25 protein-coding genes, 1 tRNA gene and 2 pseudogenes are annotated in these 26,612 nt (G+C 68.4%); 14 read left to right on the forward strand and 14 right to left on the reverse strand.

The genetic code is table 11. The features are described 5' to 3' along the window. Positions 1 to 44: 44 nt before the first annotated feature. Together ACWGDX_RS17455 and ACWGDX_RS17460 are read right to left on the reverse strand one after the other, a co-directional pair. Positions 45 to 503: a PIN domain-containing protein gene (locus tag ACWGDX_RS17455; RefSeq protein ID WP_453626446.1), complete on the reverse strand. Its 459-nt coding sequence runs from the start codon at positions 501 to 503 to the stop codon at positions 45 to 47. Further along, positions 493 to 762 (reverse strand): type II toxin-antitoxin system Phd/YefM family antitoxin, encoded by a 270-nt coding sequence (locus tag ACWGDX_RS17460; protein ID WP_363079944.1) that lies wholly within the window; start codon positions 760 to 762, stop codon positions 493 to 495. The genes ACWGDX_RS17455 and ACWGDX_RS17460 overlap by 11 nt, the downstream gene beginning before the upstream one ends. Positions 763 to 919: 157 nt before the next feature. Between ACWGDX_RS17460 and ACWGDX_RS17465 the strand changes: the two genes are divergently transcribed. Then, complete coding sequence (locus ACWGDX_RS17465) at positions 920 to 2,179, forward strand: Shedu anti-phage system protein SduA domain-containing protein (RefSeq protein WP_453626448.1); 1,260 nt, start codon at positions 920 to 922, stop codon at positions 2,177 to 2,179. A 47-nt stretch (positions 2,180 to 2,226) separates the two neighbouring features. Here the strand turns inward: ACWGDX_RS17465 and ACWGDX_RS17470 are convergent. Continuing rightward, a tRNA-Gly gene (locus ACWGDX_RS17470) sits at positions 2,227 to 2,300 on the reverse strand. A 216-nt stretch (positions 2,301 to 2,516) separates the two neighbouring features. Here ACWGDX_RS17470 and ACWGDX_RS17475 point away from each other — a divergent pair. The 3 genes from ACWGDX_RS17475 (at position 2,517) to ACWGDX_RS17485 (ending at position 3,841) form a co-directional block, all read left to right on the forward strand. Next, positions 2,517 to 2,711, forward strand: a complete 195-nt coding sequence (locus ACWGDX_RS17475) for a hypothetical protein (RefSeq protein ID WP_453626450.1) — start codon at positions 2,517 to 2,519, stop codon at positions 2,709 to 2,711. Between the two features lie 70 nt (positions 2,712 to 2,781). Beyond that, entirely contained in the window at positions 2,782 to 3,357 is a 576-nt protein-coding gene (dcd, locus tag ACWGDX_RS17480) for a dCTP deaminase (RefSeq protein WP_453626452.1), read from the forward strand. Position 3,358: 1 nt separating this feature from the next. Then, positions 3,359 to 3,841 (forward strand): phosphoribosyltransferase, encoded by a 483-nt coding sequence (locus tag ACWGDX_RS17485; RefSeq protein ID WP_453626454.1) that lies wholly within the window; start codon positions 3,359 to 3,361, stop codon positions 3,839 to 3,841. Between the two features lie 106 nt (positions 3,842 to 3,947). On the opposite strand, the gene ACWGDX_RS17490 is transcribed toward ACWGDX_RS17485, so the two are convergent. The 4 genes from ACWGDX_RS17490 to ACWGDX_RS17505 all read right to left on the reverse strand — a co-directional run bounded on the left by ACWGDX_RS17490 (position 3,948) and on the right by ACWGDX_RS17505 (position 10,082). After that, entirely contained in the window at positions 3,948 to 4,925 is a 978-nt protein-coding gene (locus ACWGDX_RS17490; RefSeq protein ID WP_453626455.1) for a Yip1 family protein, read from the reverse strand. A 126-nt stretch (positions 4,926 to 5,051) separates the two neighbouring features. Then, positions 5,052 to 6,389, reverse strand: a complete 1,338-nt coding sequence (locus ACWGDX_RS17495) for an FG-GAP repeat domain-containing protein (RefSeq protein ID WP_453626457.1) — start codon at positions 6,387 to 6,389, stop codon at positions 5,052 to 5,054. A gap of 366 nt (positions 6,390 to 6,755) precedes the next feature. Further along, entirely contained in the window at positions 6,756 to 9,077 is a 2,322-nt protein-coding gene (locus ACWGDX_RS17500; RefSeq protein WP_453626458.1) for a (Fe-S)-binding protein, read from the reverse strand. A 252-nt stretch (positions 9,078 to 9,329) separates the two neighbouring features. Then, positions 9,330 to 10,082: a sugar transferase gene (locus ACWGDX_RS17505; protein ID WP_453626460.1), complete on the reverse strand. Its 753-nt coding sequence runs from the start codon at positions 10,080 to 10,082 to the stop codon at positions 9,330 to 9,332. 248 nt (positions 10,083 to 10,330) lie between these two features. On the opposite strand from ACWGDX_RS17505, the gene dnaK reads away from it, so the two are divergent. The 4 genes from dnaK (at position 10,331) to ACWGDX_RS17525 (ending at position 14,606) form a co-directional block, all read left to right on the forward strand. Continuing rightward, positions 10,331 to 12,187, forward strand: coding sequence for a molecular chaperone DnaK (gene dnaK / locus ACWGDX_RS17510; protein WP_382854448.1), 1,857 nt, complete (start codon positions 10,331 to 10,333; stop codon positions 12,185 to 12,187). Then, positions 12,184 to 12,846 (forward strand): nucleotide exchange factor GrpE, encoded by a 663-nt coding sequence (grpE, locus tag ACWGDX_RS17515; RefSeq protein ID WP_453626463.1) that lies wholly within the window; start codon positions 12,184 to 12,186, stop codon positions 12,844 to 12,846. Before dnaK ends, grpE begins: the two co-directional genes overlap by 4 nt. Before the next feature lie 90 nt (positions 12,847 to 12,936). Beyond that, positions 12,937 to 14,130, forward strand: coding sequence for a molecular chaperone DnaJ (gene dnaJ, locus ACWGDX_RS17520; RefSeq protein WP_453626465.1), 1,194 nt, complete (start codon positions 12,937 to 12,939; stop codon positions 14,128 to 14,130). 29 nt (positions 14,131 to 14,159) lie between these two features. Continuing rightward, positions 14,160 to 14,606: a heat shock protein transcriptional repressor HspR gene (locus ACWGDX_RS17525; protein ID WP_363081955.1), complete on the forward strand. Its 447-nt coding sequence runs from the start codon at positions 14,160 to 14,162 to the stop codon at positions 14,604 to 14,606. 255 nt (positions 14,607 to 14,861) lie between these two features. Here the strand turns inward: ACWGDX_RS17525 and ACWGDX_RS17530 are convergent, their stop codons facing one another. Then, positions 14,862 to 15,875 (reverse strand): helix-turn-helix transcriptional regulator, encoded by a 1,014-nt coding sequence (locus tag ACWGDX_RS17530; protein WP_363081950.1) that lies wholly within the window; start codon positions 15,873 to 15,875, stop codon positions 14,862 to 14,864. Between the two features lie 126 nt (positions 15,876 to 16,001). Between ACWGDX_RS17530 and ACWGDX_RS17535 the strand changes: the two genes are divergently transcribed. Together ACWGDX_RS17535 and ACWGDX_RS17540 are read left to right on the forward strand one after the other, a co-directional pair. After that, positions 16,002 to 16,220: a hypothetical protein gene (locus ACWGDX_RS17535; protein ID WP_453626467.1), complete on the forward strand. Its 219-nt coding sequence runs from the start codon at positions 16,002 to 16,004 to the stop codon at positions 16,218 to 16,220. After that, positions 16,217 to 16,537 (forward strand): Rieske (2Fe-2S) protein, encoded by a 321-nt coding sequence (locus ACWGDX_RS17540; RefSeq protein ID WP_066951740.1) that lies wholly within the window; start codon positions 16,217 to 16,219, stop codon positions 16,535 to 16,537. The genes ACWGDX_RS17535 and ACWGDX_RS17540 overlap by 4 nt, the downstream gene beginning before the upstream one ends. Positions 16,538 to 16,783: 246 nt before the next feature. Here the strand turns inward: ACWGDX_RS17540 and ACWGDX_RS17545 are convergent, their stop codons facing one another. Then, positions 16,784 to 17,188 (reverse strand): pyridoxamine 5'-phosphate oxidase family protein, encoded by a 405-nt coding sequence (locus ACWGDX_RS17545; RefSeq protein WP_453626469.1) that lies wholly within the window; start codon positions 17,186 to 17,188, stop codon positions 16,784 to 16,786. Between the two features lie 157 nt (positions 17,189 to 17,345). On the opposite strand from ACWGDX_RS17545, the pseudogene clpB reads away from it, so the two are divergent. From clpB to ACWGDX_RS17565, 4 genes and pseudogenes are all read left to right on the forward strand, one after another. Beyond that, positions 17,346 to 19,928 (forward strand): annotated as a pseudogene (gene clpB / locus ACWGDX_RS17550) (ATP-dependent chaperone ClpB); the annotation flags it as partial. A 260-nt stretch (positions 19,929 to 20,188) separates the two neighbouring features. Further along, positions 20,189 to 21,472 carry an AAA family ATPase gene (locus ACWGDX_RS17555; RefSeq protein ID WP_453626471.1) on the forward strand — a complete coding sequence of 428 codons (1,284 nt, stop codon included), beginning with the start codon at positions 20,189 to 20,191 and terminating at the stop codon, positions 21,470 to 21,472. A gap of 46 nt (positions 21,473 to 21,518) precedes the next feature. Continuing rightward, positions 21,519 to 22,040, forward strand: a complete 522-nt coding sequence (locus ACWGDX_RS17560; protein ID WP_453626473.1) for an RloB family protein — start codon at positions 21,519 to 21,521, stop codon at positions 22,038 to 22,040. 81 nt (positions 22,041 to 22,121) lie between these two features. Next, entirely contained in the window at positions 22,122 to 22,649 is a 528-nt protein-coding gene (locus ACWGDX_RS17565) for a YbjN domain-containing protein (protein ID WP_363084583.1), read from the forward strand. A gap of 178 nt (positions 22,650 to 22,827) precedes the next feature. On the opposite strand, the pseudogene ACWGDX_RS17570 reads toward ACWGDX_RS17565, so the two are convergent. The 5 genes and pseudogenes from ACWGDX_RS17570 to ACWGDX_RS17590 form a co-directional block, all read right to left on the reverse strand. After that, positions 22,828 to 22,914 (reverse strand): annotated as a pseudogene (locus ACWGDX_RS17570) (VapC toxin family PIN domain ribonuclease); the annotation flags it as partial. 130 nt (positions 22,915 to 23,044) lie between these two features. Beyond that, on the reverse strand, positions 23,045 to 24,211 hold the full coding sequence (locus ACWGDX_RS17575; protein ID WP_453626475.1) for a pyridoxal phosphate-dependent aminotransferase: 1,167 nt from the start codon (positions 24,209 to 24,211) through the stop codon (positions 23,045 to 23,047). A gap of 203 nt (positions 24,212 to 24,414) precedes the next feature. Continuing rightward, positions 24,415 to 24,915, reverse strand: a complete 501-nt coding sequence (locus ACWGDX_RS17580) for a hypothetical protein (RefSeq protein ID WP_453626477.1) — start codon at positions 24,913 to 24,915, stop codon at positions 24,415 to 24,417. Between the two features lie 142 nt (positions 24,916 to 25,057). After that, positions 25,058 to 25,402 (reverse strand): hypothetical protein, encoded by a 345-nt coding sequence (locus ACWGDX_RS17585; protein WP_453626479.1) that lies wholly within the window; start codon positions 25,400 to 25,402, stop codon positions 25,058 to 25,060. Positions 25,403 to 25,503: 101 nt separating this feature from the next. After that, positions 25,504 to 26,508 carry a hypothetical protein gene (locus tag ACWGDX_RS17590; protein WP_453626481.1) on the reverse strand — a complete coding sequence of 335 codons (1,005 nt, stop codon included), beginning with the start codon at positions 26,506 to 26,508 and terminating at the stop codon, positions 25,504 to 25,506. Positions 26,509 to 26,612: the final 104 nt, after the last annotated feature.

Genomic DNA, 26,612 nt, shown 5'->3' on the forward strand with positions numbered 1-26,612 from the left:
CCGTACTGCTGCGCGTGAGGCGGAAGTGGCGCGGCGAGCAGGCCCTACCGGTCGTGAAGGACGGTGGGCCGGGTGACGGGTACGACGGTCAGCAGCCCGTCGAGGCCCTTGTAGTCGTCGGGGTTGGTGGTGAAGAGCGGTAGTTCTTCGGCGATGGCAATGGCGGCGATCATGAGATCCGCGATCCGGCGGCGGGGTTTGCGGCCGGCGCCGATCACGGCTGCACATACTCTCCCGTAGATGCGGGCGGCTTCGGCGTCGAAGGGGATGGGGTCGAACTCGCTCTCGGCGCGTTGCAGGATGTCGAGGCGGCGTCCTCGTTCCGTGTGCTCGTCGTAGTCCTTCTGTTCTTCGTTCCTGCGTACCTCGTGGGGGCCCGCGGAGAGCTCGGCCAGGGTGATGGAGCTGATCGCCACCTCGGCAGGGAGTTCCTGGGGATCGAGCCACTTGCGCAGGATCACGATGTTGGTGTCGAGCAGGCCCTGCGCGTATTCAGCGGGCATAGGGGTCGTCCGTCTCCTGCTCGGCCGTGGCGTCCTGATCGGACCGGAACGCCTCCAGGGAGACGTCCGAGGCAGTGCGGGACATGGCGGCGAACTCCGAACGCGGGACGAACCGCCGGCGCCTGCGCAACGGGATCAGCTCGCCGATCCGGTGACCGTCGCGAGTGACGGTGAAGGACTGCCCGCCCTGGACGGCGTCCATGATCTCTTTGGAACGGCTACGCAGATCACGTTGGGTGATTTCAGGCTGGGCTGACATTGCTCCAGGGTAGCACTCTGTAGCACCATGTGCTCCGAAGCTCGGGCGCGGGCGAGCGTGAGCGGGAATGTCGATCGGCGTCGCCGACGCCCGAGCGAGATACGGCGTTGGGCGCGGTGGGGGTCTGGCTGTCGGACCCTTCGATCAGACTCGTCGCATGAGTGTCAGATCAGATTTCTCTTTGGATTTGCAGCTGGAGTGTGTGCTGGAGGCGGCAGTTCATCCGGACGTGAAGGCTGCCCTCGTTTCGGCGCGCGCACATATGAACAGTGGAAGTGGCGGCCATCGTAGAGGTGGGAAGGTCCTCGTCCAGATGCTGGAAGCGACTCGTCGGCGCGCGGCGGATGTCGGAGAGTGGCAGGTCGTCCGGCTGGTCCAGGACTCTTTGGACTACGCCGAGGGGCGGATTCTCCAGCCTGACTTCGACGAGCGGTATCGCCTGTTTCAGGACGGCGTACGCAATCAGAACCTGCGGGAGTTCGCCGCACACACGCTGTGGAACTCCTTCAGGTTCGTCGCGGGGGCGAGCCGTGAGTACGTGGATAAGCACCCGCGGGCCGGAGTGGACGATCTGATTGCGCACTTGGGCTCGCTCTCGGAGGACGCGCGGTTTCTCGACGCTCCTGAGGACCGCCCGGGGCGGTACCGCGTTCTCCGCGGCCGGGCGGAGTTGGCGGTGTGGCTGGAACGTGTCCTGCGTGAACGGGTGGACATCGAGGATCCGGCAGAGGCCGCCCGCCGGATCGCCACCTCACCCGCCGCCGTCGCCCTTCTTGCCGCCGACACAGAGGGGCAGATGGTCCTAAGAGCGGCGGAGCTGCAGCGGCGAGCGGCGGGCCTGGAGGCTTTGCGTACAGTTGTGGAGGACACCACGGCTTCCGAACACGCGCTACAGCGAGCCCTGGAAGGGCAGCACTGGATCTTCGGCGGGCGGTTCGTGGGAGAGGCCGCCCACCGTAGGCTTGTGCCGGGCGACGAAGTCGACATCCCTCTGATTCGTGGTGACGGAGCGCTGCATGTGGTCGAACTGAAGCGCGCCGCAAGCTTGGCCGGCCCACTGGTGAAGAAGTACCGCGGTTCGTGGGTTCCCACGGCTCAGGTGCACAACGCCGTCGGCCAGGCGGTGAACTATCTGGTCGGCTTGGACGAGAACCGCCACCGGCTCCGCGAGGAGCTCGGGATCGAGACCCGCCGGGCCAGCGCGATGGTCCTTATCGGACACCCCTCGGTCCAACCCTCCGTGCCGGAAGAGTCGATCAACGAGGCACTTCGCACCCTCAATACACACGTCAATCGCGTCGAGGTGCTTACTTACAAGGAGTTGGTCGACAACGCCGAGCGTTCCCTGGGCAGCACGCCTTCGGCGTCGCCGCCGCCCTGGCCGCCACTCAGGCCACTCGGTTCTCTACCAAAATAGCCATGCGCGGCCTGCGCAGCCCCAGGCTGTGGACCTGGACCTGAGCGTGGAGCGGGTGACGAGAATCGAACTCGCGCTCTGAGCTTGGGAAGCTCATGTTCTACCATTAAACTACACCCGCGAGGCGGCCGGTGATCGGCTTCGCTTCGTCGGACACTTTACCTCATCAGGGACCCCGGGCGTATTGCGCCGCGGGGTTTCTGTGGTGTTCGGGGGTGGAAGTGGGGGTGGCGGGCGGGAGTTGGGGCGTAGGGTCGGGGCGGAGTGCCGGGGCGGGGGGTGCCCTCTTGATCCCCTAGTGTGGGCGTTCGTCCGTGTTTGTTGGGGAAGGGACCTGATGGACTTGATGGAGCGCACCGTCGTCCGCTGTGCCGAAGGGCATGTGTTCAGTACTACGACGTTCCCGATGCAGCAGCTCGACACCGCCAGGATCGGGCCCGGTCGGCTCATCCGGTGTCCTCGGTGTGCGCGGTTGCGGCATGCCGTGCCCGTGGCGCCGGTGAAGGCGGCCGTGGAGTCGGAACAGCGCTGACCCTGGTCGGCACAGGTGTGCGAGCCCGCCCGGTTGGGGTGGGCTCGCACGCTCTGCGTATCCTCGGGGCGTGCTTCTCTCAGACAAGGACATCCGGGCCGAGCTCGATTCCGGACGCGTGCGCATCGAGCCGTACGAAGGCTCGATGGTGCAGCCCTCCAGCATCGATGTGCGGCTCGACCGGTTCTTCCGGGTGTTCGAGAACCACCGTTATCCGCATATCGACCCCGCCGTGGAGCAGGCCGATCTGACGCGGATGGTCGAGCCGGAGGGGGACGAGCCGTTCATCCTGCACCCCGGGGAGTTCGTGCTCGCGTCGACGTACGAGATCATCTCGCTCCCCGACGACATCGCCTCCCGGCTGGAGGGGAAGTCCAGCCTCGGGCGGCTCGGGCTGGTGACCCATTCGACCGCCGGCTTCATCGACCCCGGTTTCTCCGGGCATGTCACGCTCGAACTGTCGAATCTGGCGACGCTGCCCATCAAGCTCTGGCCCGGTATGAAGATCGGCCAGCTCTGTCTCTTCCGGCTCAGCTCGCCCGCGGAGTTCCCGTACGGCTCCGAGAGGTACGGCTCGCGCTATCAGGGGCAGCGGGGGCCGACGGCGTCGCGGTCCTTTCTGAACTTCCACCGGACCCAGGTCTGACATGACAGGGCGCCGGGAGAATCTGTCGTACGAGACGTTCGGCGTGGCCGTCCGCGAACTCGCGCAGACGATCGCGGACGACGGTTACGAACCCGACATCGTGCTCAGCATCGCGCGCGGTGGCGTCTTCGTCGCCGGCGGTCTCGCCTACGCCCTGGACTGCAAGAACATCCATCTGGTCAATGTGGAGTTCTACACAGGCGTCGGCACCACCCTCGCCATGCCGGTCATGCTGGCGCCCGTGCCCGACGTCGTCGACTTCTCCCACAAGAAGGTCCTCGTCGCGGACGACGTCGCCGACACCGGCAAGACGCTCAAGCTGGTCCGCGACTTCTGTGTGGACCATGTCGCCGAGGTGCGCAGCGCGGTCATCTACGAGAAGACCCAGTCCCTCGTGAAGTGCGAGTACGTCTGGAAGCGCACCGAGGACTGGATCAACTTCCCCTGGAGCGTCCAGCCGCCCGTCGTACGCCGCGGCCAGTAGGTCCGCCGCTAGGGCTAGTAGGTCCGGGACGAGTAGGTCCGCGGCGAGCAGGGGCGGGACGCGGGAGTGGCGGAGGGCCCCCGGCGGGGCCCTCCGGGGCGGAGGGTCAGATCGTGCCCAGCTTCAGCAGCGACAGCAGCGCTATGAGCTGGATCGCCGACGCCCCCAGCGCCTTCGGCCACGGCAGATCGTGCGACTTGCCCACCATGATGGTGAAGAGCGCCCCCGACGCGAGCCAGGTGGCCCAGCCGAGGAGCTGTACCAGGGAGTTCTCGCCGCCCAGGAAGAGCGCGAAGACCAGGCGCGGGGCGTCCGTGATCGACATGATCAGCATGGACAGGCCCACGGTCGGCTGCCAGGCGCCGTCGCCGCCGAGCTGGCGGGCCAGCGTATGGGTCACCGCGCCCAGGATCAGACCGCCGAGGACCAGGGCGACGGCCGTCGTCAGGACGTACGGGATGGCGGTGGTCAGTGTCGCGTTGATGGCGTCGTCACGGGCCGTGTCGAAGCCGAAGAGCGCCAGCAGACCGTAGAGGAACGTGACGACCAGCGCGGGGCCCCAGACCGGGTGGTCGCGCATCTGGAGGAACGTCGCGCCGGGGCGCAGCACGATGCCGCTCAGCAGTTCCTTCCAGCGCAGCCGCGGGCCGACGGGGGCCGGGGCGGCACCCGCGTGGTACGTGGCGCCGTCGCCGTACGGGTCGTCACCGAGGCTGAACGCCTGGGTGTGGCCCGGGTTGTTGGCGTACGGGTCGCCGTGTTGGCCCGGCCGGCCCTGGGGGGTGTGCGGGGGCTGCTGGGCGTACGGGTCGCCGAAGTACTCCGGCTCGCCGTGCCCGCCACCGCCGCCGTGTCCGCCATGCCCGCCGTGTGCGCCCTGCTGCCCGCCATGTCCGCCGTACTGGCCGCTGCCACCGTTCGTCGGAGGCCATTGCTGCTGCCCGTACGGAGGCGCGGCCTGGTGCCCGCCCCCGTAACCGGGTGGCGGCGCTGCCTGCCGTCCGTACGGCTGCTGCCCCTGCCGCTGCGGTTGTTGTCGCGGGGTGCGGTTGTCCCGGCCGCGTCCGATCCTGAATCCAGCCACGCAATCGAACGTACCTGGTCTCGACCGGCGGGACGGCGGGGGCGGCGGGACGAGCGGGCCATTGCGGCCGAGCTGTGACATCCCCTAGGGGGTCCCTGGGGGGTTTGCCCCAGCTGCCCCGGGGGCCTACCCCAGGAAGATCGATGTGCTGAACGTGATCAGCGGACGGTTCGTCATGCCCCCGGTCGTTCCTGCCCTGTCGGCGGCCCCGGTCGTGTCAGTGGTCCCCGTCGTCCCGGTCGCCCCGCCGCTCCCGGTCCCTCCGTTGCCCCCGGTCGTACCGGCGTCCGTCGACGCGTAGAGCGCGATCAGATCCGTCGCCTCGCCCCGGTGGGTACGGGTCACCAGGTCCGGGCGCCCGTCCCCGGTGAAGTCGGCGGAGAGGAGAAGGTCGGTGACGGTCCCGCCCTTGCCCGACGCGGCGCCCGGCGAACCGGTCGCCGCCCCGGGGAGCGCGGGCGCGGGCGGCGGTTCCACCGCCTTGAAACGGTACGGGCCTCCCGGGCGCCCCGGACCGTCGGGACCTCCGAGCAGCAGCTTGCCCTCCGCGCCCGTACCAGGTGTACGGGCGCGGGCGGAGTACACGAGGTCGTCGTAACCGTCGCCGTCGACATCCGCCGCGGGCGCGGGCGCTTCGAGGACCGGGCCGCCGCCGGGGATCGGTGCCGAGGCGCCGCGCGGGGCGCCGGTCCGGGTGAAGGGGCCCCGCAGGAAACTGACCTGGCCCGCGCTCGCGGTGACCGCGAGATCCACCTTTCCGTCGCCGTCGAAGTCGCCGCAGACGGGGTGGTCGGGCCATTCGTTGCCGAAGCGCGCCGTGCCGGGGATCCGGAGGACCACCGCCCTGCCGCCCAGTCCGGTGGGGCCGCCGAAGAGGATCTGGAGCGGTACGGGCGGCATACCGTTGCCGTCGTACGGCGGGTCCGTGGCGATGATCAGATCGCCGAAGCCGTCCTGATCGAGATCGCAGGCCGCCTCGGCGTCGAACGCGGCGGGGAGCACGCCCGCCACCCGGGCGCCGTGCGTACGCGGGCTGATGGTCTGACGTACGGCGGGGTCGACGCCGGCGCCGGTCCCGGAAGCGCCGGTCCCGGAAGCGCCGGTTCCGGAGGCGTCGGTCGCTCCCTTAGCGCCGCCCTCGCCACCGCCCCCGCCCGCTCGCGCGGCCGTTCCGTACACGATTCCGATGCCCGCGTCGTCGCCGTACGAGTCGCCCGGCGCCTTGACCAGGTCGTTCAGTACGAGATCACGGTGGCCGTCGCCATTGAAGTCGTCCGGCAGGCGGCTGCCCCGGCCGGGCGGGACCGGGCGGCGCGCGGCACCGGCCTTGCCGGTGAGCGGGGCGGTGTCGCCGTTCTTGGCCTTCGTCCCCCTGCCCCCGCCGGCGGCCGGGTCGGACGCGGCCGTACACCCCGCCAACAGCACCGCCGTACAGACGAGGGCGCAGACACCGGCGTGCCGCACAGCTCTTCCGGCCCTCGTCGCGACGCGTATCCGCACGACCGACCCCACCCCATCCGTCTCATCCGTCTCATCCGGCTCATTCGCACGTCCGGTTCGTACGTCCGGTCGCGGTGGCCGGTCGTCGGCCACACATGATGCTCTCGTTCAACCGGGGAACGAAAGCAAACGAACATGCGAAAGCAAACGAGCATGTACGGCCGACGCCCCGGGAAGCGGCGCCCCGGGAAGGCGACGCCCCAGGAAGCGACGCCCCGGGAAAGCGACGCCCACGCAAAGTCGCGCTCCAACGGAAAGAGCCGGACCCGCTCCCAGACAGGTCCGGCTCCTTCCCGCCGAGCAGAGGCCGAGCGGAGGCGGTTGCGTCACCTACCTCGCCGGCTCGGGCTCCGGGTCCGGCGCGCTCTCCTGCTCGTCCGACCCCGCCGGGCCCGCGGGTGTCCGTACCGAGTCGAGCAGAAGCTGCGCCACATCCACCACCTGGAGCGACTCCTTCGCCTGCCCCTCGTTCTTCTTCCCGTTGACGGAGTCGGTCAGCATCACCAGACAGAACGGGCACGCCGTCGAGACGATGTCCGGATTCAGCGAGAGCGCCTCGTCCACCCGCTCGTTGTTGATGCGCTTGCCGATCCGCTCCTCCATCCACATCCGCGCCCCGCCCGCGCCGCAGCAGAAGCCGCGCTCCTTGTGGCGGTGCATCTCCTCGTTCCGCAGGCCGGGCACCTTCGCGATGATCTCGCGCGGCGGTGTGTAGATCTTGTTGTGGCGGCCGAGATAGCAGGGGTCGTGGTACGTGATGAGCCCCTCGACCGGCGTCACGGGCACCAGCCTGCCCTCGTCGACGAGATGCTGGAGCAACTGGGTGTGGTGGATGACCTCGTACTCACCGCCGAGCTGCGGGTACTCGTTCGCGATGGTGTTGAAGCAGTGCGGGCAGGTCGCGACGATCTTCTTCGACGACTTCGGCTTCTTCGCCGTCCCACGCGCCGTCCCGTCCGCCGTTCCGTCCGGCGTCCCGTCCGCCGTCCCGTCCTCGTCGTCCTCGCCGAACGCCATGTTCAGCATCGCGACGTTCTCCTGGCCGAGCTGCTGGAACAGCGGCTCATTGCCCAGCCGGCGGGCCGAGTCGCCCGTGCACTTCTCGTCGCCGCCCATGATCGCGAAGGACACGCCCGCGATGTGCAGCAGTTCCGCGAAGGCCTTGGTGGTCTTCTTGGCCCGGTCCTCCAGGGCGCCGGCGCAGCCGACCCAGTAGAGGTAGTCGACCTCCGAGAGATCCTCGACATCCTTGCCGACGACCGGTACCTCGAAGTCGACCTCCTTGGTCCACTCCAGACGCTGCTTCTTGGCCAGCCCCCAGGGGTTGCCCTTCTTCTCCAGGTTCTTGAGCATCGTCCCGGCCTCGCTGGGGAAGGCGCTCTCGATCATCACCTGGTACCGGCGCATGTCGACGATGTGGTCGACATGCTCGATGTCGACCGGGCACTGCTCCACACACGCGCCGCAGGTGGTGCAGGACCAGAGCACGTCCGGGTCGATGACGCCGTTCTCCTCCAGCGTCCCGATCAGCGGGCGCGCGGCCTCCGCGAGGGCAGCGGCGGGCACCCCGGCCAACTGCTCCTCGGAGGCCTTCTCCTCGCCCTCCGCGTTCTTGCCGCCACCGGCCAGCAGATACGGCGCCTTGGCGTGCGCGTGGTCGCGCAGCGACATGATCAGCAGCTTGGGCGAGAGCGGCTTGCCCGTGTTCCAGGCCGGGCACTGCGACTGGCAGCGGCCGCACTCCGTACAGGTGGAGAAGTCGAGGATGCCCTTCCAGGAGAAGTGCTCGATCTGGGAGACACCGAAGACGTCGTCCTCGCCGGGGTCCTCGAAGTCGATCTCCTTGCCGGCGCTAGTCATCGGCGGCAGCGCGCCGAGCGCCGTGGAGCCGTCGGCCTCGCGCTTGAACCAGATGTTCGGGAAGGCGAGGAACCGGTGCCAGGCCACGCCCATGTCGGTCTTGAGCGCGACCGTGATCATCCAGATGAAGGACGTCCCGATCTTGATCATCGCGACCAGGTAGACCAGGTTCTGGAGGGTGCCGAGGCTGAGCCCCTTGAACGCCGCGACCAGCGGATACGAGACGAGATACGCCGCCTGGTACGAGTCCGCGTGGTGCAGCGCGCCCTCCAGGCCGCGCAGGACGAGGATCGCCACACCGATGATGAGGATGACGGCCTCGACGAAGTACGCCTGGCCGAAGTTGGAGCCCGCGAAGCGTGACTTGCGGCCGGCGCGGCTGGGGAGCGAGAGCTGGCGGATGACGATCAGCGTCAGGATGCCGAGGGTCGTCAGCAGGCCGATCAGCTCGACGAAGACCTCGTACGGAGTCCAGTCACCGATGACCGGCAGCAGCCAGTCAGCCCTGAAGAGCTGCCCGAAGGCGTTCACCAGGGTCAGCACGAGCGTGAAGAAGCCGACCGCGACGAACCAGTGCGCCACCCCGACGACACCCCAGCGGTTCATCCGGGTGTGACCGAGGAACTCCTTGGCCACCGTCAGGGTGCGCTGGGCGGGTTCGTCCGTGCGCGTGCCCGCGGGGACGGCCTGGCCGAGCTTCACGAAGCGGTAGATCTGCGCGATGGCTCGGCCGAACAGCGCGACACCGACGACGGCGAGTACCAGCGACACGGTGATCGCGGCGAGTTGCATTTGGGGGCTCCTCGGGCCTGCGAGGGTGGGAGAACCGCTACTCTACTAAGCGGTAACTTAATCGGTCCGTGGCTGAGGTTACCCACTTATCCCGCCGCAATGTAGCGGCGCAGCCGGTGATCTGTGTCGCTCGGTGCCCGGCGCTCGTCACGTCGGGGTGCCCGGCACCCGGCGCCCGGGGCGGTCGGCGCTCAGCGTCCGGGGCGGTTGGCGCCCGGCACCCGGGTTCGGTACCCAGTCTCCACCCGGGCCTCAGTCCCCACTCGCGTCCCCGCTTCTGTCCGGTGCTCCGGCGGGTGCCCCCACCGGCGCCCCGACCGGGTGTCTGGCCGTGCCGGGCCCCTGGCTGCGCCGGGCGTGCGGGAGACCGGCGTCCGGCCGTACGGCGCCCAGCCAGTAGGCGTCCGACCGGGAGTACGGCAGGGCGAGCCGGCGCGGAAGCCGGCGCGGCAGGCGCCGGGAGGGCTGTGCGGACCGCCAGGGGAGCCGCCGTCCGGGCCGCTGGACGCGCCCCTTGTAGAGCGCGGGGAGCGTATGGGCCAGGATCGCCAGATCGAGTCCGAGCCAGTGGTGTTCCACATAGTGCTGGTCGAGCAGCGGTGCCTCGTCCCACGGCAGGGGTGAGTGCCGCCGCACCTGCGCCAGTCCGGTCAGTCCCGGCCGTACGAGCTGTCGCCACGGCGCCGCGCCCGCGGCGGAGCCGACCTTCAGGGGCGCGGGCCCCACCAGGGACAGGTCGCCCCGTACGACATGGGGGAGCCGGGAGAGCAGATCCAGCCGGAATCGCCGGGTGCCCAGGGAACTCAGGATGAAGGGCCGTCCGTTGAGTCCTGTGCGGTAGTCGCGCAGGAAAACGCCGTTGACCGGCCGGGACAGTGCGAGGACGAGGGCGGCTGCCGTGAGCAGGGGCGCGGCCAGCACCAGAAGGGCCGAGCCGAGCGTCAGATCCAGAAGGCGCTTGGGTTCCAGGCGGTGCTGCGGGCGCCACATCATGCGTCGCTTCAAGGTCACACCTGACCGTTTCTGTGCGTTCTGTTACTTTCCGGATTCTTTGAGGCTTACATGGCTTTTGACTCATTCGAGGTATTTGATACAGAACGATCGCATGGAGAAGGGGTGCGAACCGGGGGCAACCCGCCGGGCACAAGGCGTCCGCACGTTAGTTGAGTCGACTCGACTCAGGTCCTTTGACTCCATGGGATCTGTGATGCATCCTTGAGCCTGTTCCACTCAAGTCAGTTGGAGGAATCGAAATGGCACGTGCGGTCGGCATCGACCTGGGCACGACTAACTCCGTCGTCAGCGTTCTGGAAGGCGGCGAGCCCACCGTCATCACCAACGCCGAGGGCGCCAGGACCACGCCGTCCGTCGTCGCCTTCGCCAAGAACGGCGAGGTGCTCGTCGGCGAGGTCGCGAAGCGCCAGGCGGTTACGAACGTCGACAGGACCATCCGGTCGGTCAAGCGCCACATGGGCACCGACTGGAAGATCAACCTCGACGGCAAGGACTTCAACCCGCAGCAGATCTCGGCCTTCGTGCTGCAGAAGCTGAAGCGGGACGCCGAGTCGTACCTGGGTGAGAAGGTCACCGACGCGGTGATCACCGTTCCCGCGTACTTCAACGACTCGGAGCGCCAGGCCACCAAGGAGGCCGGCGAGATCGCGGGCCTCAATGTGCTCCGTATCGTCAACGAGCCGACGGCCGCCGCCCTGGCCTACGGACTCGACAAGGACGACCAGACCATCCTGGTCTTCGACCTCGGTGGCGGCACCTTCGACGTCTCGCTGCTGGAGATCGGCGACGGCGTCGTCGAGGTGAAGGCGACCAACGGTGACAACCACCTCGGTGGTGACGACTGGGACCAGCGCGTCGTCGACTTCCTGGTGAAGCAGTTCGCCAACGGCCACGGTGTGGACCTGTCCAAGGACAAGATGGCTCTCCAGCGTCTCCGCGAGGCCGCGGAGAAGGCGAAGATCGAGCTGTCGTCGTCCTCCGAGACGACGATCAACCTGCCGTACATCACGGCGTCCGCCGAGGGCCCGCTGCACCTGGACGAGAAGATCTCCCGCGCCCAGTTCCAGCAGCTCACCGCCGATCTGCTGGACCGCTGCAAGACCCCGTTCCACAACGTCATCAAGGACGCGGGCATCCAGCTCTCCGAGATCGACCACGTGGTGCTGGTCGGCGGCTCGACCCGGATGCCCGCCGTCGCCGAGCTGGTCAAGGAACTGACCGGCGGCCGCGAGGCCAACAAGGGCGTCAACCCGGACGAGGTCGTCGCCATCGGCGCCGCGCTCCAGGCCGGTGTCCTCAAGGGCGAGGTCAAGGACGTCCTGCTCCTCGACGTGACCCCGCTGTCCCTGGGTATCGAGACCAAGGGCGGCATCATGACCAAGCTCATCGAGCGCAACACGACGATTCCGACGAAGCGCTCGGAGATCTTCACGACGGCCGAGGACAACCAGCCGTCGGTGCAGATCCAGGTCTACCAGGGCGAGCGCGAGATCGCGGCGTACAACAAGAAGCTCGGAATGTTCGAGCTGACCGGTCTGCCGCCCGCCCCGCGCGGTGTGCCGCAGATCGAGGTCGCCTTCGACATCGACGCCAACGGCATCATGCACGTGGGCGCGAAGGACCTCGGCACCGGCAAGGAGCAGAAGATGACCGTCACCGGCGGCTCCTCGCTGCCGAGGGACGAGGTCAACCGGATGCGCGAAGAGGCCGAGCAGTACGCGGACGAGGACCACCGCCGCCGCGAGGCCGCCGAGACGCGCAACCAGGCCGAGCAGCTCGTCTACCAGACGGAGAAGTTCCTCAAGGACAACGAGGACAAGGTCCCCGGCGACGTCAAGACCGAGGTCGAGGCGTCCATCGCCGAGCTGAAGGAGAAGCTCAAGGGCGAGGACACCGCGGAGATCCGTACGACCACGGAGAAGCTCGCGGCCGTCTCCCAGAAGCTCGGCCAGGCGATGTACGCCGACGCCCAGGCGAGCGCCGCCGCGGGCGGTGCCGACGGTGCCGCGGGCGCCGGGCAGACCCAGGCCGACGACGATGTCGTCGACGCCGAGATCGTGGACGACGAGAAGCCCAAGAAGGACGGTGCGGCGTGACCGAGGAGACCCCGGGCTTCGACGAGAAGCCCGACGTCCCCTCCGGCGCCAACCACGACGACGCCACGCCGAACGCCGCCGAGCCGGACTCCGTGAAGGGGCCGGGCCCGGCGGCCTCGGCCGGGGACGTACAGGAAGTAGCCCTGAAGGCACAGCTCGACCAGGTCCGGATGGCGCTCGGTGAGCGCACCGCGGATCTCCAGCGCCTTCAGGCGGAGTATCAGAACTACCGCAGGCGGGTGGAGCGGGACCGGGTCACGGTCAAGGAGATCGCCGTGGCGAGTCTGCTGACCGAACTGCTGCCCGTGCTCGACGACATCGGCCGGGCGCGGGACCACGAGGAACTGGTCGGCGGCTTCAAGTCGGTGGCCGAGTCGCTGGAGACGGTCGTCGCGAAGCTGGGCCTCCAGCAGTTCGGCACGGAGGGCGAGCCCTTCGACCCGACGGTCCACGAGGCCCTGATGCACTCGTACGCGCCGGATGTCACGGAGACGACGTGCGTCGCGATCCTCCAGCCTGGGTACCGGTTCGGCGAGCGGACGATCCGGCCCGCCCGGGTCGCGGTGGCCGAGCCCCAGCCCGGGGCCCAGCCCAAGTCCGCCGACGAGCAGGCGGAGTCGGCGAACGACAAGGAGAGCGGTGGCCCGGACGAGGGCTGACGCGGTGTCGGACGGCGGTGCGGTGCCGGACGGCGTCGCACCGCCGGACAGCGGTAGCGGTGTGGGTGGCGGAGAGGAGGGACGTCGGGAATGAGCACGAAGGACTTCGTGGAGAAGGACTACTACAAGGTTCTCGGGGTACCCAAGGACGCCACCGAGGCGGAGATCAAGAAGGCGTACCGCAAGCTCGCCCGCGAGTTCCATCCGGACGCCAACAAGGGCGACGCCAAGGCGGAGGAGCGCTTCAAGGAGGTCTCCGAGGCGAATGACATCCTCGGCGACCCCAAGCGGCGCAAGGAGTACGACGAGGCGCGCGCCCTCTTCGGCAACGGCGGGTTCCGGCCGGGACCCGGCGCCGGCGGGAACGGCTCGTTCAACTTCGACCTGGGCGATCTCTTCGGCGGCGGCCAGGGAGGTACGCAGCCGGGCCCCGGCGCCGGCGCGGGTGGCTTCGGCGGCGGGCTCGGGGATGTCTTCGGCGGCCTGTTCAACCGCGGCGGTACGGGCACGCGTACGCAGCCGCGCCGCGGCCAGGACATCGAGTCCGAGGTGACGCTCAGCTTCACCGAGGCGGTCGACGGGGCCACGGTCCCGCTGCGGATGTCCAGCCAGGCGCCCTGCAAGGCCTGTACGGGCACGGGCGACAAGAACGGCACCCCGCGGGTCTGCCCGACCTGTGTGGGCACCGGACAGGTCTCGCGCGGCAGCGGCGGCGGGTTCTCGCTGACCGATCCGTGTGTGGACTGCAAGGGCCGTGGGCTGATCGCCCAGGACCCCTGCGAGGTCTGCAAGGGCAGCGGGCGCGCCAGGTCCTCGCGGACGATGCAGGTCAGGATTCCGGCGGGTGTCAGCGACGGCCAGCGGATCCGGCTGCGGGGCAAGGGCGCTCCCGGTGAGCGCGGCGGCCCCGGCGGCGATCTCTATGTGGTCGTGCATGTGGACGCCCACCCGGTCTTCGGCCGCAGGGACGACAATCTCACGGTCACCGTGCCCGTCACCTTCACGGAGGCGGCGCTCGGCGGCGAGGTGAAGGTGCCGACCCTGGGCGGTCCGCCGGTCACCCTGAAGCTGCCCGCCGGCACGCCCAACGGCCGGACGATGCGCGCCCGCGGCAAGGGCGCCGTGCGCAAGGACGGCACCCGCGGCGACCTGCTGGTCACGGTCGAGGTCGTGGTGCCCAGGGATCTCGGCGCAGAGGCACGTGACGCGCTGGAGGCCTACCGCAAGGCGACCGCGGACGAGGATCCGCGGGCGGAGCTGTTCCAGGCGGCGAAGGGAGCGTGAGTCCCGTGAACGGTGCGGACAGGGCGGACATGGACGGTCGGCGGCGCAATCCGTACCAGCTCACCGAGGAGACGCCGGTGTACGTCATCTCGGTGGCGGCCCAGCTCTCCGGACTGCATCCGCAGACCCTCAGACAGTACGACCGTCTCGGTCTGGTCTGCCCGGACCGCACAGCGGGCCGTGGCCGCCGTTACTCGGCCCGTGACATCGAACTGCTCCGTCAGGTGCAGCAGTTGTCGCAGGACGAGGGGATCAATCTCGCCGGTATCAAGCGGATCATCGAACTGGAGAACGAGGTCGCGGCGCTCCAGGCCCGGGTCGCCGAGCTGTCGGCCGCGGTGGACGGCGCGGCGGCGGCGATGCGGCAGCGCGAGGCACAGGTGCACGCCTCGTACCGGCGGGATCTGGTGCCGTATCAGGATGTGCAGCAGGCGAGCGCGCTGGTGGTCTGGCGCCCCAAGCGACCGACGGACTGAGCTACTTCGGACCGACGGGCCGACGGATCGACGGATCGACGGGCCGACGGCTTGCGCGGCTTCGGGCGCGCGGGCGCGGAGGGTCTACGGAGGGCTCGTGAAGGGCTCGGCGGTCGGAAGTCGTGTGGAGCCTTGTGGAGGGCCCTCACCCATCGGGTGGGGGTTCCTTTTCCGCTTCCTCGCCGTGCGCCCGCGTACGGGGCGCACAGCACCTCTCAGTGCCCCCCGCGCCCCCGCGGGCGCCCCCGCGTGTCCTCAGCTCTCCTCGTGGTCCAGGATTCCCGACTGCGCCACCAGATAGCCGAGTTGTGCGCGACTGCCACTGCCGAGGGTCGTGGCGAGCTTGGCGATGTGCGCGCGGCAGGTCCGTACGTTCATCCCCAGCCGGCGCGCGATGGCCTCGTCCACGTATCCCTCGACCAGCAGCTTCGCTATGGACCGCTGGATGCCCGTGATGCCGTCCGGCGTGGGCTCGTAGGCGACCTGCTCCGTCAGGGGCGTGGCGCGCCGCCAGAGCTGTTCGAAGACCTGCGCCAGATAGTCGACGAGCCCGGGGTGACGCAGTTCCAGCGCGATCTGCCGGTCGGAGCGCGCGGGTATGTAGGCGACCGTGCGGTCGAAGATGATCAGACGTTCGATGAGTTCTTCCAAGGTCCGGATCTCGACCTTGCCCTCCGCCAGCCGCTCCGCGTACGCGAGCGTGCCCTGGCTGTGCCGGACGGTGTGCTGGTACAGCGTGCGCAGACTGATGCCGCGGTCGACCACGTCGCGGCCTCGCTCCAGGGCTTCGGCCAGCGCGTGTTCACTGCGTCCGCCGCCGGGCTGCACTGTCAGTACTTCCGTACGGCACTCGGCGGTGGAGAGGTCGAGCGCCGCGTTGATACGGCTCAGCCCCTCCAGAACCGTGATCGCGTGGGTGGTCGGCGGGTCCTGGGCGCTGATCGTCATGAACGGCTCGAAAGAGTCGGTCAGTTCGACGGCGAAGTGCCGGCGTTCCTGGATCTCCCGCTCGATCGGATGGAGGCGCTTGGCGAGCGCCGCGGACGGTGGAACAGGGCGAAGCCAGTCGGCGTCGTCCGGATCGGGGTGCAGAAGTGCGAACTCCATGAGGCATGGAGTCCCCGCCGCCTCGCTCCGGGCGATGCGTCCGGAGCGCAGCGCACTGGCGTAAAGCCGTCTGCCGTCATCACACATATCGGTGACGGCATGGGGATGTGTCGTTTTTGAGTCGTTCGCGGGCAAATCTCCACCCCCCAGGGTCCTGAACATACAAGAACATGATGCCTCGTCCCGGTGGTGTTGACGTGCCCGGGTGAGACATCGTCTACATGGCGGGGGAGAGGAATCCATCAAGTGAGGACGAAGCCGACTATGTACAAGAGAATGCTTCGCGCGGTGGTTGCCACTGCTTTCTCTGCGGCTCTGGCCTATGGCGCGCTGGCTGTCGGGGGGGACATCAGCTGGGACTTCACGCCTGCCGGATCCACCGTCCAGAGTGTCCAGGTTCTGGAGTCGGGTGACATCAGCTGGGACATCGCTCCGAAGGGCCCCGGTTCGGACGTGGCGCCGGCGCATATCGGCCGGGTCCCCGCATCGGCCGACCCGAGCGCGTGACCGTCCCGCCGGACGACCGGGTCTTCCGGCGCGAGATGGCCTCGGCCTACCGGTCGGGGTGGCACTTCATCGATCTTGTCACGGCAATTCCTCACCGTGGCGACTCGCTGATGGTCACCCTGTTCGGAGAGCCGATCGTCGTCGTACGCGAGGAGGACGAGGACGTCCGTGCCTACCGCTGCCTTCGGAGGCCGCGGGGGGCTCCGCAGCCGGTCCGGTGTGCCATCCGATACGACATGATCTTCGTGAACCTCGACCAACGGGACCACCAACTGGTCGAACCCAAGACCACCATCGCCACCCCCCGCAGCGCCTGAGCGATTCCCCCGTCGTTGTAAATCGCTCCGGCGCTTCCCCCACACAACGGCGCCATCGTGGACCTGAAACACGATGGCGCCGTTGTGCTGTCCGCGTTCGGTAGGGACGCGGCCGTCGGGTACGGCATGCGGCCGTCCGGTCGGGAGGCGGCCGTCCGGTACGGCATGCGGCCCGTCCGGTCGGGAGGCGGCCGTCCGGTGGTCAGGGCTTGCTGCCCGCGCCCACGTGTCACGGCTTACGCGCTCTCACACGCGGCCGAGCGCCCGGTCCAGGGCGATCTCGATGACGACGCGGTCCGGATTGGGCGCGGGAGTGCGTCCGTACCGCTCCGCGTAGCGGCTCACCGCGTCCGCCACCAGCTCCGGCTCCGTACGGACCGCGGCGCGGCCCTCCAGCGTCGCCCAGTGGCCGCGCTTGACCTGGCACACCGCCACCCGCGCGCCCTCCGGCCCCGCCGCCAGGACATTGGCGACCTTGGTGCTGTGTTTGTTGGTGATGATCCGCGCCAGCCCGGCCTCCGGGTCGTACGTCACGCCCACCGGCACCACATGCGGGGTGCCGTCCGGGCGGAGGGTGGTCAGGGTGCACACATGCTGCTCGCGCCAGAACGCGAGAAAATCGGCGCTGGGATCGCGTACGTCGATGGACATACCGGAAGCCTAGGCCTGACGGGGGTGAAACCCTTGGGGGGCCGGACTCCCGGTTCAGGCTTGAGTGAAATAGACTCAACTTTGCGCATGTTGCTTCAGTCAAAGTCGCAGTCGAAGTCACGATCTGCGCAGGACGTGCAAGGAGGAGAGTGGGCACGTGGACGCCGAGCTGACCAACAAGAGCCGGGACGCGATCAACGCCGCCACCAACCGCGCCGTGGCGGCCGGACATCCCGATCTGACCCCCGCACATCTGCTGCTCGCGCTGCTCGAAGGCCAGGACAACGAGAACGTCACCGATCTGCTGGCCGCCGTGGGGGCGGACCAGGTGGCGGTACGCTCCGGTGCCGAGCGGGTGCTCGCCGCGCTGCCCAGCGTGACCGGATCCACCGTCGCGCCTCCGCAGCCCAACCGCGAGACGCTCGCCGTCATCGCGGACGCGGCCCGGCGGGCCAAGGAACTCGGGGACGAGTATCTCTCCACCGAGCATCTGCTCATCGGTGTCGCGGCCAAGGGCGGACAGGCGGGGGAGGTGCTCGACCAGCGGGGCGCCGATGCGAAGAAGTTGCTGGACGCGTTCGAGAAGGCAAGGGGAGGGCGCCGGGTGACCACACCCGACCCGGAGGGCCAGTACAAGGCCCTGGAGAAGTTCGGTACCGATTTCACCGCCGCGGCCCGTGAGGGCAGGCTCGACCCGGTCATCGGCCGGGACCAGGAGATCCGGCGTGTGGTGCAGGTGCTGTCACGCCGTACGAAGAACAATCCGGTGCTGATCGGTGAGCCCGGCGTCGGCAAGACCGCCGTGGTCGAGGGGCTCGCGCAGCGGATCGTCAAGGGCGACGTGCCGGAATCGCTCAAGAACAAGCGGCTGGTTTCGCTGGACCTCGGTGCGATGGTGGCCGGGGCGAAGTACCGCGGCGAGTTCGAGGAGCGGCTCAAGACCGTCCTCTCCGAGATCAAGGCGAGCGACGGACAGATCATCACTTTCATCGATGAACTGCACACGGTCGTGGGCGCGGGCGCCGGCGGCGATTCGGCCATGGACGCCGGCAACATGCTCAAGCCGATGCTGGCGCGCGGTGAGCTGCGTATGGTCGGCGCGACCACGCTGGACGAGTACCGCGAGCGGATCGAGAAGGACGCGGCGCTGGAGCGGCGCTTCCAGCAGGTGCTGGTCGCCGAGCCCACCGTCGAGGACACGATCGCGATCCTGCGCGGGCTCAAGGGCCGGTACGAGGCGCATCACAAGGTGCAGATCGCGGACGCGGCCCTGGTCGCCGCCGCCGCGCTCTCCGACCGCTACATCACCTCGCGCTTCCTTCCGGACAAGGCCATCGACCTGGTGGACGAGGCCGCGTCCCGGCTCCGGATGGAGATCGACTCCTCGCCCCTGGAGATCGATGAGCTCCAGCGCGCCGTCGACCGCCTCCGGATGGAGGAACTGGCGCTGAAGAACGAGTCCGACCCCGCCTCCAAGCAGCGGCTGGAGAAGCTGCGCCGCGATCTCGCCGACCGCGAGGAGGAACTGCGCGGTCTCAACGCCCGCTGGGAGAAGGAGAAGCAGGGCCTCAACCGCGTCGGTGAGCTGAAGGAACGTCTCGACGATCTGCGCGGCCAGGCCGAGCGGGCCCAGCGCGACGGCGACTTCGACACCGCCTCCAAGCTGCTGTACGGGGAGATCCCGGGCCTGGAGCGGGAGCTGGAGGAGGCCGCGGCGGCCGAGCAGGAGGCGGCCAAGGACACGATGGTCAAGGAGGAGGTCGGCCCGGACGACATCGCCGATGTGGTCGGCTCCTGGACCGGGATCCCGGCCGGGCGGCTGCTGGAGGGCGAGACGCAGAAGCTGCTGCGTATGGAGCAGGAGCTGGGCACCCGGCTGATCGGCCAGATGGAGGCGGTACGGGCCGTCTCCGACGCGGTACGCCGTACCCGCGCCGGGATCGCCGACCCCGACCGGCCCACCGGGTCCTTCCTCTTCCTCGGCCCCACCGGTGTCGGCAAGACCGAGCTGGCCAAGGCCCTCGCGGACTTCCTCTTCGACGACGAGCGGGCCATGGTCCGTATCGACATGAGCGAGTACGGCGAGAAGCACTCGGTGGCCCGGCTGGTCGGTGCCCCTCCCGGCTATGTCGGCTACGAGGAGGGCGGCCAGCTCACGGAGGCGGTGCGCAGACGCCCGTACTCCGTCGTCCTGCTGGACGAGGTGGAGAAGGCGCACCCCGAGGTCTTCGACATCCTGCTCCAGGTGCTGGACGACGGCAGGCTCACCGACGGCCAGGGGCGGACCGTGGACTTCCGCAACACCATCCTGATCCTGACGTCGAACCTCGGCAGCCAGTATCTGGTCGAGCCGACCACCAGCGAGGAGACGAAGAAGCAGCAGGTCCTGGAGGTGGTGAGGGCCTCCTTCAAGCCGGAGTTCCTGAATCGCCTCGACGACCTGGTGGTCTTCTCCGCCCTGACGAAGGACGATCTGGCGCATATCGCCAAGCTCCAGATCGACCGGCTGGCCCGCCGCCTCGCCGAGCGCCGGCTCGCTCTGGAGGTCACTCCGGCGGCCCTGGAATGGCTGGCCGACGAGGGCAACGACCCGGCCTACGGCGCCCGCCCCCTGCGCCGTCTCGTCCAGACGGCCATCGGCGACCGCCTGGCCAAGGAGATCCTCGCGGGCGAGATCACCGACGGCGACACGGTCCGCGTGGACCGCTTCGCCGAGGGCCTGATCGTCGGCGCGGCGACCCCGGACCCGGACGCGGCCACTCCGGACCCGGCGACCCCGGACCCGGTGGGACCGGCCCCGGAGGGACCTGCGGGACCGGCGGAGCCGCCGAAGCCGACCGGGAAGACGCTGTAGCGGCCAGTGCCGCTGCGGCTGCCGGCAGGCCCGTCACCCGCCCGGGTGGCGGGCCTGTTCGTGTCCGCAGACAGGAACTAACATCGGCTCGGCACCTATATCGCGATTCACTTGTTCACAAGGCGGTTTAAGGGGGTGGCGGGTCCATGCTGCTGAGCTTTCGTGTCGCCAACCACGGCTCTCTTCGCGAACCCCAGGAGCTGAACTTCGCACCGACGTACGGGGAGGACGACCGGCCGACGGTGCCGGTGGTGGCGATCTTCGGCGCGAACGCGTCGGGGAAGTCGACGGTGGTGGACGCGTTCGAGTTCTTCCGGAGAGCGGTACGTGACTCGCAGGCTCGCTGGCTGCCGGGAGCTCCCGTACCGCGACGGCCCTTCCTGCTCGACCGTGAGAGCCGTAACCAGCCGTCGTCGTACGCGGTGGATCTCCTGCTGGAGGGCGTGCGGTACGTGTACGGCTTCAGCGTCACGGACACGGAGGTCGCGGAGGAGTGGCTCTACGCCTACCCCAAGGGCCGCAAACGCGTTCTCTTCGAACGCGACCGGATGGCCATGACCTATGGCGCGACGCTGACCGGTGAGCGTGTGGCGGCGGAGAGGACGATGCGGCCGAACAGCCTGTACCTCTCCGCTGCCGCACAGTCCTCGCACTGGCAACTCGGTGCGGTGTGGACCGCGGTGGAGGCCCCCCTTGTCATCGAGGACGAGACTCGGCGGTCAGTCGCCGAAAACGGTGCGTTCGCGGTTCTGGTGTACGAAAGATTGGAGACGCTGGGACTGCCGATCCGGGCAGAGGTCCTGGCGGCGGCCGACCTGGGTGTGCACGGCATTCGTCGCGGAGCGGAGAGGGCCGTCGACCCCGGGATGCCGGGGGTCACCAGGACGGGCCAGGAGTTCAGGAAGGCCATGAGAGAGGCGGAGTCGGAGTCCTTGGAGTTCGTGCACCGGGTGGGGAGCGATGAGTTCGCCCTGCCTGTCGACGCCGAATCGGCCGGCACCAAGACCTGGCTGAACCTGGTCACCACCGCGGTCATGGCGATCCTGAACGGCACGTCCATGTGGGTCGACGAGATCGATGTCAGCCTCCACCCCCTGCTCACCGCCAAGCTGCTCACGCTCTTCCAGAACCCGGAGCTGAACCCACGCAGCGCCCAGCTGATCTTCACCACCCATGACGCCTCCCTCCTCGGCACGATGCTCGGCGACCAGGTGCTCCGCCGCGACCAGGTCTGGTTCGTGGAGAAGAGCCCCGGGACCGGCGCGTCGGAGCTGTATCCGCTCACCGACTTCAAGCCGCGCAAGGGCGAGAACTTCGAGCGCCGCTATCTGGCGGGCAGCTATGGAGCGGTGCCGCTGCTGCCGGAGACCGCGTTCGAGGACATGCTCAAGAAGTACTGGGGGGCTCGTGGCGAGGTCGTTTCCGCGTGAGGGATCGGGCCGCAGGCGCGGCCCGGTCCGGCGTTCCGCGCGCACGATGCTGATCGTGTGCGGCAGCAAGGAGACCGAGCGACAATATTTACAAGGGTTACGCGACGATCTCCGTAACCCCGCCGTCTCCGTCGTCGTACGCGGCAAGCCCTGCTCCCCGACGCAGCTCGTGGCGTACGCGCGTGGCCAGCGGGAGCTGAACAAGGGCGGGTACGACGAGGTGTGGTGCGTCTTCGACGTCGACGAGTACCAGGATGTGGCCGAGGCCGCGCTCGCCGCCCGCCGGCACAACATCAAGATCGCCGTCTCCAACCCGTGCTTCGAGCTGTGGCTCCTGCTCCACTTCGCGGACCACCGCGCGCACGTCGGCACGTACAAGAAGCTGCTTCCGCTGCTGGAGAAGCATGTGCCCGGCTACGACAAGACCCGGGTGGACTTCTCCCGATACCGGGACGGGGTACCGCGGGCGGGGGAGCGGGCCCGGAAACTCGACCCGTCCGGCGCGGAACACGCTCTGAATCCCTCGACGGGCGTCTGGCGGCTCACGGACCGGATGGCGAACCCGTGACCCGCTGAGGGGTGGCCGGGGTTGCCAGGGCCCTCGGGGGATGGGGGAGGATGGCAGGAACCGTACGAAGGGAAATACACGGTGAGCATCGACCCGTCCTCGATTCCGAATTTCGGGGGCCAGCCCCAACCGCAGGGTGCAGGACCGGCGGGCCCCGTCGTCCCTGACCAGGATCTGGTCAAGCAGCTCCTCGAACAGATGGAGCTGAAGTACGTCGTCGACGACGAGGGTGACCTCGCGGCGCCGTGGGAGGAATTCCGTACGTACTTCATGTTCCGCGGTGAGGAGGACCAGCAGGTCTTCTCGGTGCGGACGTTCTACGACCGGCCGCACCCCATCGCGGACAAGTCCAAGGTCCTGGACGCGATCGACGACTGGAACCGTCGCACGCTGTGGCCCAAGGTCTACACGCACATCCACGAGGAGGGTGACGGTCCGCCCACCGTCCGGCTCATCGGTGAGGCCCAGATGCTGATCGGCATGGGCGTCAGCCTGGAGCACTTCGTGTCGTCGACGGTGAGCTGGGTGCGGGCCTCGATCGAGTTCGACAAGTGGCTCGTGGAGCAGTTCGGCCTCCAGCCGGGCGACGAGAAGCCCGAGGACGCCTGAGTCTCCGGCCTGCCACGACGCCGGCCGCCCGGCCGTCGTCCGCGTCGTACGACAAGAGCCCGGCCAGGGCCGTGATCTCCACGATCACGGCTCCCGCCGGGCTCTGCGCGTCAGGCCCGGGGCGTGCGGGCCGCGTGTGCGGACACCCGGTACCGGTGGGCCGCGCGTGAAGGTCGTGTCATAGGGGCGGGTCGTCTGGTACGAGGCGGAAGCACTTGTGCCGGCCCAGTGGGCGCACGGCGCCGAAGTCGCGGCGGTCGAGGGTGTAAGGACGGCATCGGTTTACGCGTCTACTAGCACCCGAAGGACACTGAGTAGCTCTTCAGTGCCGTATAGAACGGGGGCTGGCTGAACCTGAGTGCAGGCGCTGTGTTCACATTCCATCCGGCTCGCTCTCAGCGAGTCAGCCGCCCGAGGCGATCCACCGCCTCTTGCAAAACCGTCGTCCGCTTGCAGAAGGCGAAGCGGACCTGGGTGCGGCCGATGTCGGGGTCGTCGTAGAACACGGAGTTGGGGACGGCAACGACGCCGCAACGTTCCGGGAGGGAGCGGCAGAAGGCATAGGCGTCTTTCTCCCCGAAGGGAGCAATGTCGGTGGTGATGAAGTACGTGCCCTGGGGTTGGTAGACCTCGAATCCGGCCGTGCGCAGCCCGCTACCGAGCAGGTCGCGCTTGTGTTGCAGGTCGGCGCGGAAAGTGTCGAAGTACGCGTCCGGCAGGCGCAGCGCTCCGGCGATCGCGTACTGGAAGGGGCCCGCGCTGACGTAGGTCAGGTATTGCTTCGCAGTCCGGACGGCGGCGATGAGTGGAGCGTCTGCCATTGCCCAGCCAACCTTCCATCCTGTGAAGGAGAAAGTCTTGCCAGCGGATGAGATGGAGACAGTGCGCTCACGCATGCCCGGCAGGGCCGCGATGGGGTGGTGTGTGCCCTCGTAGACCAGGTGCTCGTAGACCTCGTCTGTGACAACGAGCAGGTTGCATTCGACGGCGAGCGCGGCGATGGCGCTCTCCTCGTCGGGAGTGAGGACCATGCCGGTCGGATTGTGGGGTGTGTTGAGAAGGAGGAGCCGGGTTCGCGGGGTGATCATGGCCCTCAGCTCATCCAGGTCCGGGCGGAAGGACGGAGCGCGTAGTGTCAGCGGTACTCGCTTTGCTCCGGCCATGGCAATGCAGGCAGCGTAGGAATCATAGAAGGGCTCGAAGGCGATCACCTCATCTCCAGGTTCGAGGAGGGCGAGCATGCTCGCGGCGATCGCCTCCGTTGCCCCCGCGGTGACGAGGACCTCCGTGTCGGGGTCGAGGTTGAGGCCGTAGAAGTGGCGCTGGTGGTCGCTGATGGCCGTGCGCAGCTCCGGGATGCCGGGCCCCGGCGGGTACTGGTTGCCGCGCCCGTCCCGCAGTGCCCGCACCGCCGCTTCCCGTACGAACTCCGGGCCGTCCGTGTCCGGGAAGCCCTGGCCCAGGTTGATCGCGCCCGTCGCCGTCGCGAGCGCCGACATCTCAGCGAAGATCGTCGTCCCGAGTCCGTTCAGCCTGCGGTTCAGCAGCGGCCTTGTGCCCATCCCTGCTCCTCAAGGTTCTCTGTGGGGGACCATCCTCCAGGTATGGCAGGCAGACGACAACAAGCGACCTCGTGGACACTGCTCAAGTGCCCTCGACAGGTCGATCAGAGTCCTAGCGCTCACTGGTGGCGGACGGCATGGTGCAACGACTGGGGTGGTCCTCAATCCGAACGGAAACGCCTCCCATTGCGGCTTCCCGGAGATCAGGAGCGGACGCGTTTCCACCACGGTAGAAGATCGTGAAGGTGGCTGCGGACAGCGTTGAGGTATGCGGTCTCGTATTGGACAAGTTCACTGAGGTCGATGACAGTCGGAGGGATGTTCATTTCGGAATCGCTGGTGATGGCCGGGGCGTTCCACGCATCATGCATGGCAGTGCCAGCGGTCCGGCGGAGGTGTTGAACAAGATCCCTGTAGGCGTCACCGACTTTCGGTGACTCCAGGGCGGTCCAAGCGAGGTGGTACGCGAGTTCGGCCTGGGTCTGGCGGACTATTTCCGAGAGGCGGACACGTTCATCTGCGGATTGGTCGGCATGGCGGCGGCGAATGGCGTACGGCAACTCTTTATAGGTGTTGTAGGCGACGAAAGCTTCCGCGAATGTCGCCCGGAGGCGTCCGCGCTCTTCTTCGCGGGACTTACTGCGGGATAGCCAGAGGCTGATGGTTGCGGTGATGGCTGCTGCGAGGACCGCCCCGGAGATCACCGCAGACGTCAGAGCCCCAGCTCCGGTGCTTGAAGGCGTGGGGACTGAAGCTGGGGTAGACGGTGCCACCGTCGCTGTGGCCGTGATGTGGCTGGGCGATGGAAGGGCCGGGGACGGTGTGGGCATGCCCCTCCTGGCTCGGCTAGCTGTGGGACTCGGGCCCGCCGTGTGGAGCTTCTTGTCCAGGCCATTCGCCGGTGCGGCGCCACCACTCTTCCTTGAGCAGGTGCGCGACGATCAGCCCGAGGAGGACCGCCGGTCCGTCACGGCGTATCCACCGCTGCTCGGCAGGGTCGTACGGGTACCAGATGCACAGGGCCCCCTCGGCGTAGCGGTGTGGTGATTCGGCTGGTCCGTCACTGTAGACGTGCGGTGCATAGGGAGAGTTGGGGCCGAAGATGATGGTGACATTCTGTTCGGGGATGTCCGGCAGATCGAGACGGACGGTGAGCGCGAGGCCTCCAGAATACCGGCGAGGAGGCTTCACGAGCCTTGCTGTCGGGCCGCAGGCCTCGATGCCGCGCTGGAACGCGAAGCGGAGAGCCGGCCTGGTGAACCAGGCCGGCTCTCGCCATGCAGTGGGCCGACTCACCGGCCATCGGCCGGGGCGCCGTACGAGCGAACCGCCGGGATTAGCGCGGGCGAGCCGCCCAGCCCCAGGAGCGTGCTCGAGACGGCGCTCGGTTGCCGCAGCACCGCGATCTTCTGTGCGAGGCTGCGGGAGGACGGGTCGTCAATGTACTTGTAGAAGACTCTGGAGAGTGCCGAAAGGACGGCATCACGGTCGTCATCGTGGGCGAGTGCTTCTTCCAGCCCAGTGGCCGCCGTGTGCAGCCTGCGGGACGCGATGTCTCGCGGGACAAGCAGACGCACGTTCGGAGATACCCCGGCCGGGTCGACCGTGGCGTTACCGGAGTCGACTCGTCGGGCCGCCCTCGTGAGGACCGCACTCAGCGCAGTCGCCATTCCCATGCCAGGCTCAATGAACTCCCAAGCCCAGACAGTCAGATTGTGGGAGGAGAAGCCTGGGACGCTGTACTGCTTGTTCCACGCCTTCAGCAGACGTACGACCCGGCGCCGGGTCCGCCGGAGGGAAAGCTTTCCGGAGGTGAACAGCTCTACGTGATGCTCGGGGTCGGACGCCTCCCATGTGTCGTTCTTGAGGTTGGGGATCCATAGCCCTGGTGCGTCCTTGCGGGTCAGCGCAACGACCAGGTCCACGGTCGGGTCCTGACCGTCCACCGGCTGGCCGAACGTCAGCTTCGGGCCGCGCTTGGAGGTCCCGCAACGGGCGTTTGGGTACACCTTGCGAGCCGCTGGGCCTAGCAGCCCGCAGAGCTCGGCCGCGATGTCGGCAGGCGTTTCACCGCCGCCGTCGGGTCCGAGTCCGGGGTAGACGCGACGGTCGAGGACCAGGCCGCCATCTCCGTCGCCAACTGGGTGGATGAACGTGTGCTGGGCCAGTGACCCACTGGCGTAGGTTCGCAGGGATCCGGTGAACGCCATTGCTGCGGAGCGGACCAGGGCCAACCGCTCGCGGGCCTCTACCAGCGGTTCGGCGTGGGCGTCGATCTGGGAGCGGACGTCGTCCAAGATGTCGTGGGTATGTCCCATCGTTTTCTCGAAGTTCTCTTATGGGGCGTCAGAGCCCGGCTGTTAGGCCCGCCACAGCGGGCCGAGCAGCCCTGTAGCTGCTC

It is taken from the genome of Streptomyces sp. NPDC055025, assembly GCF_053608565.1.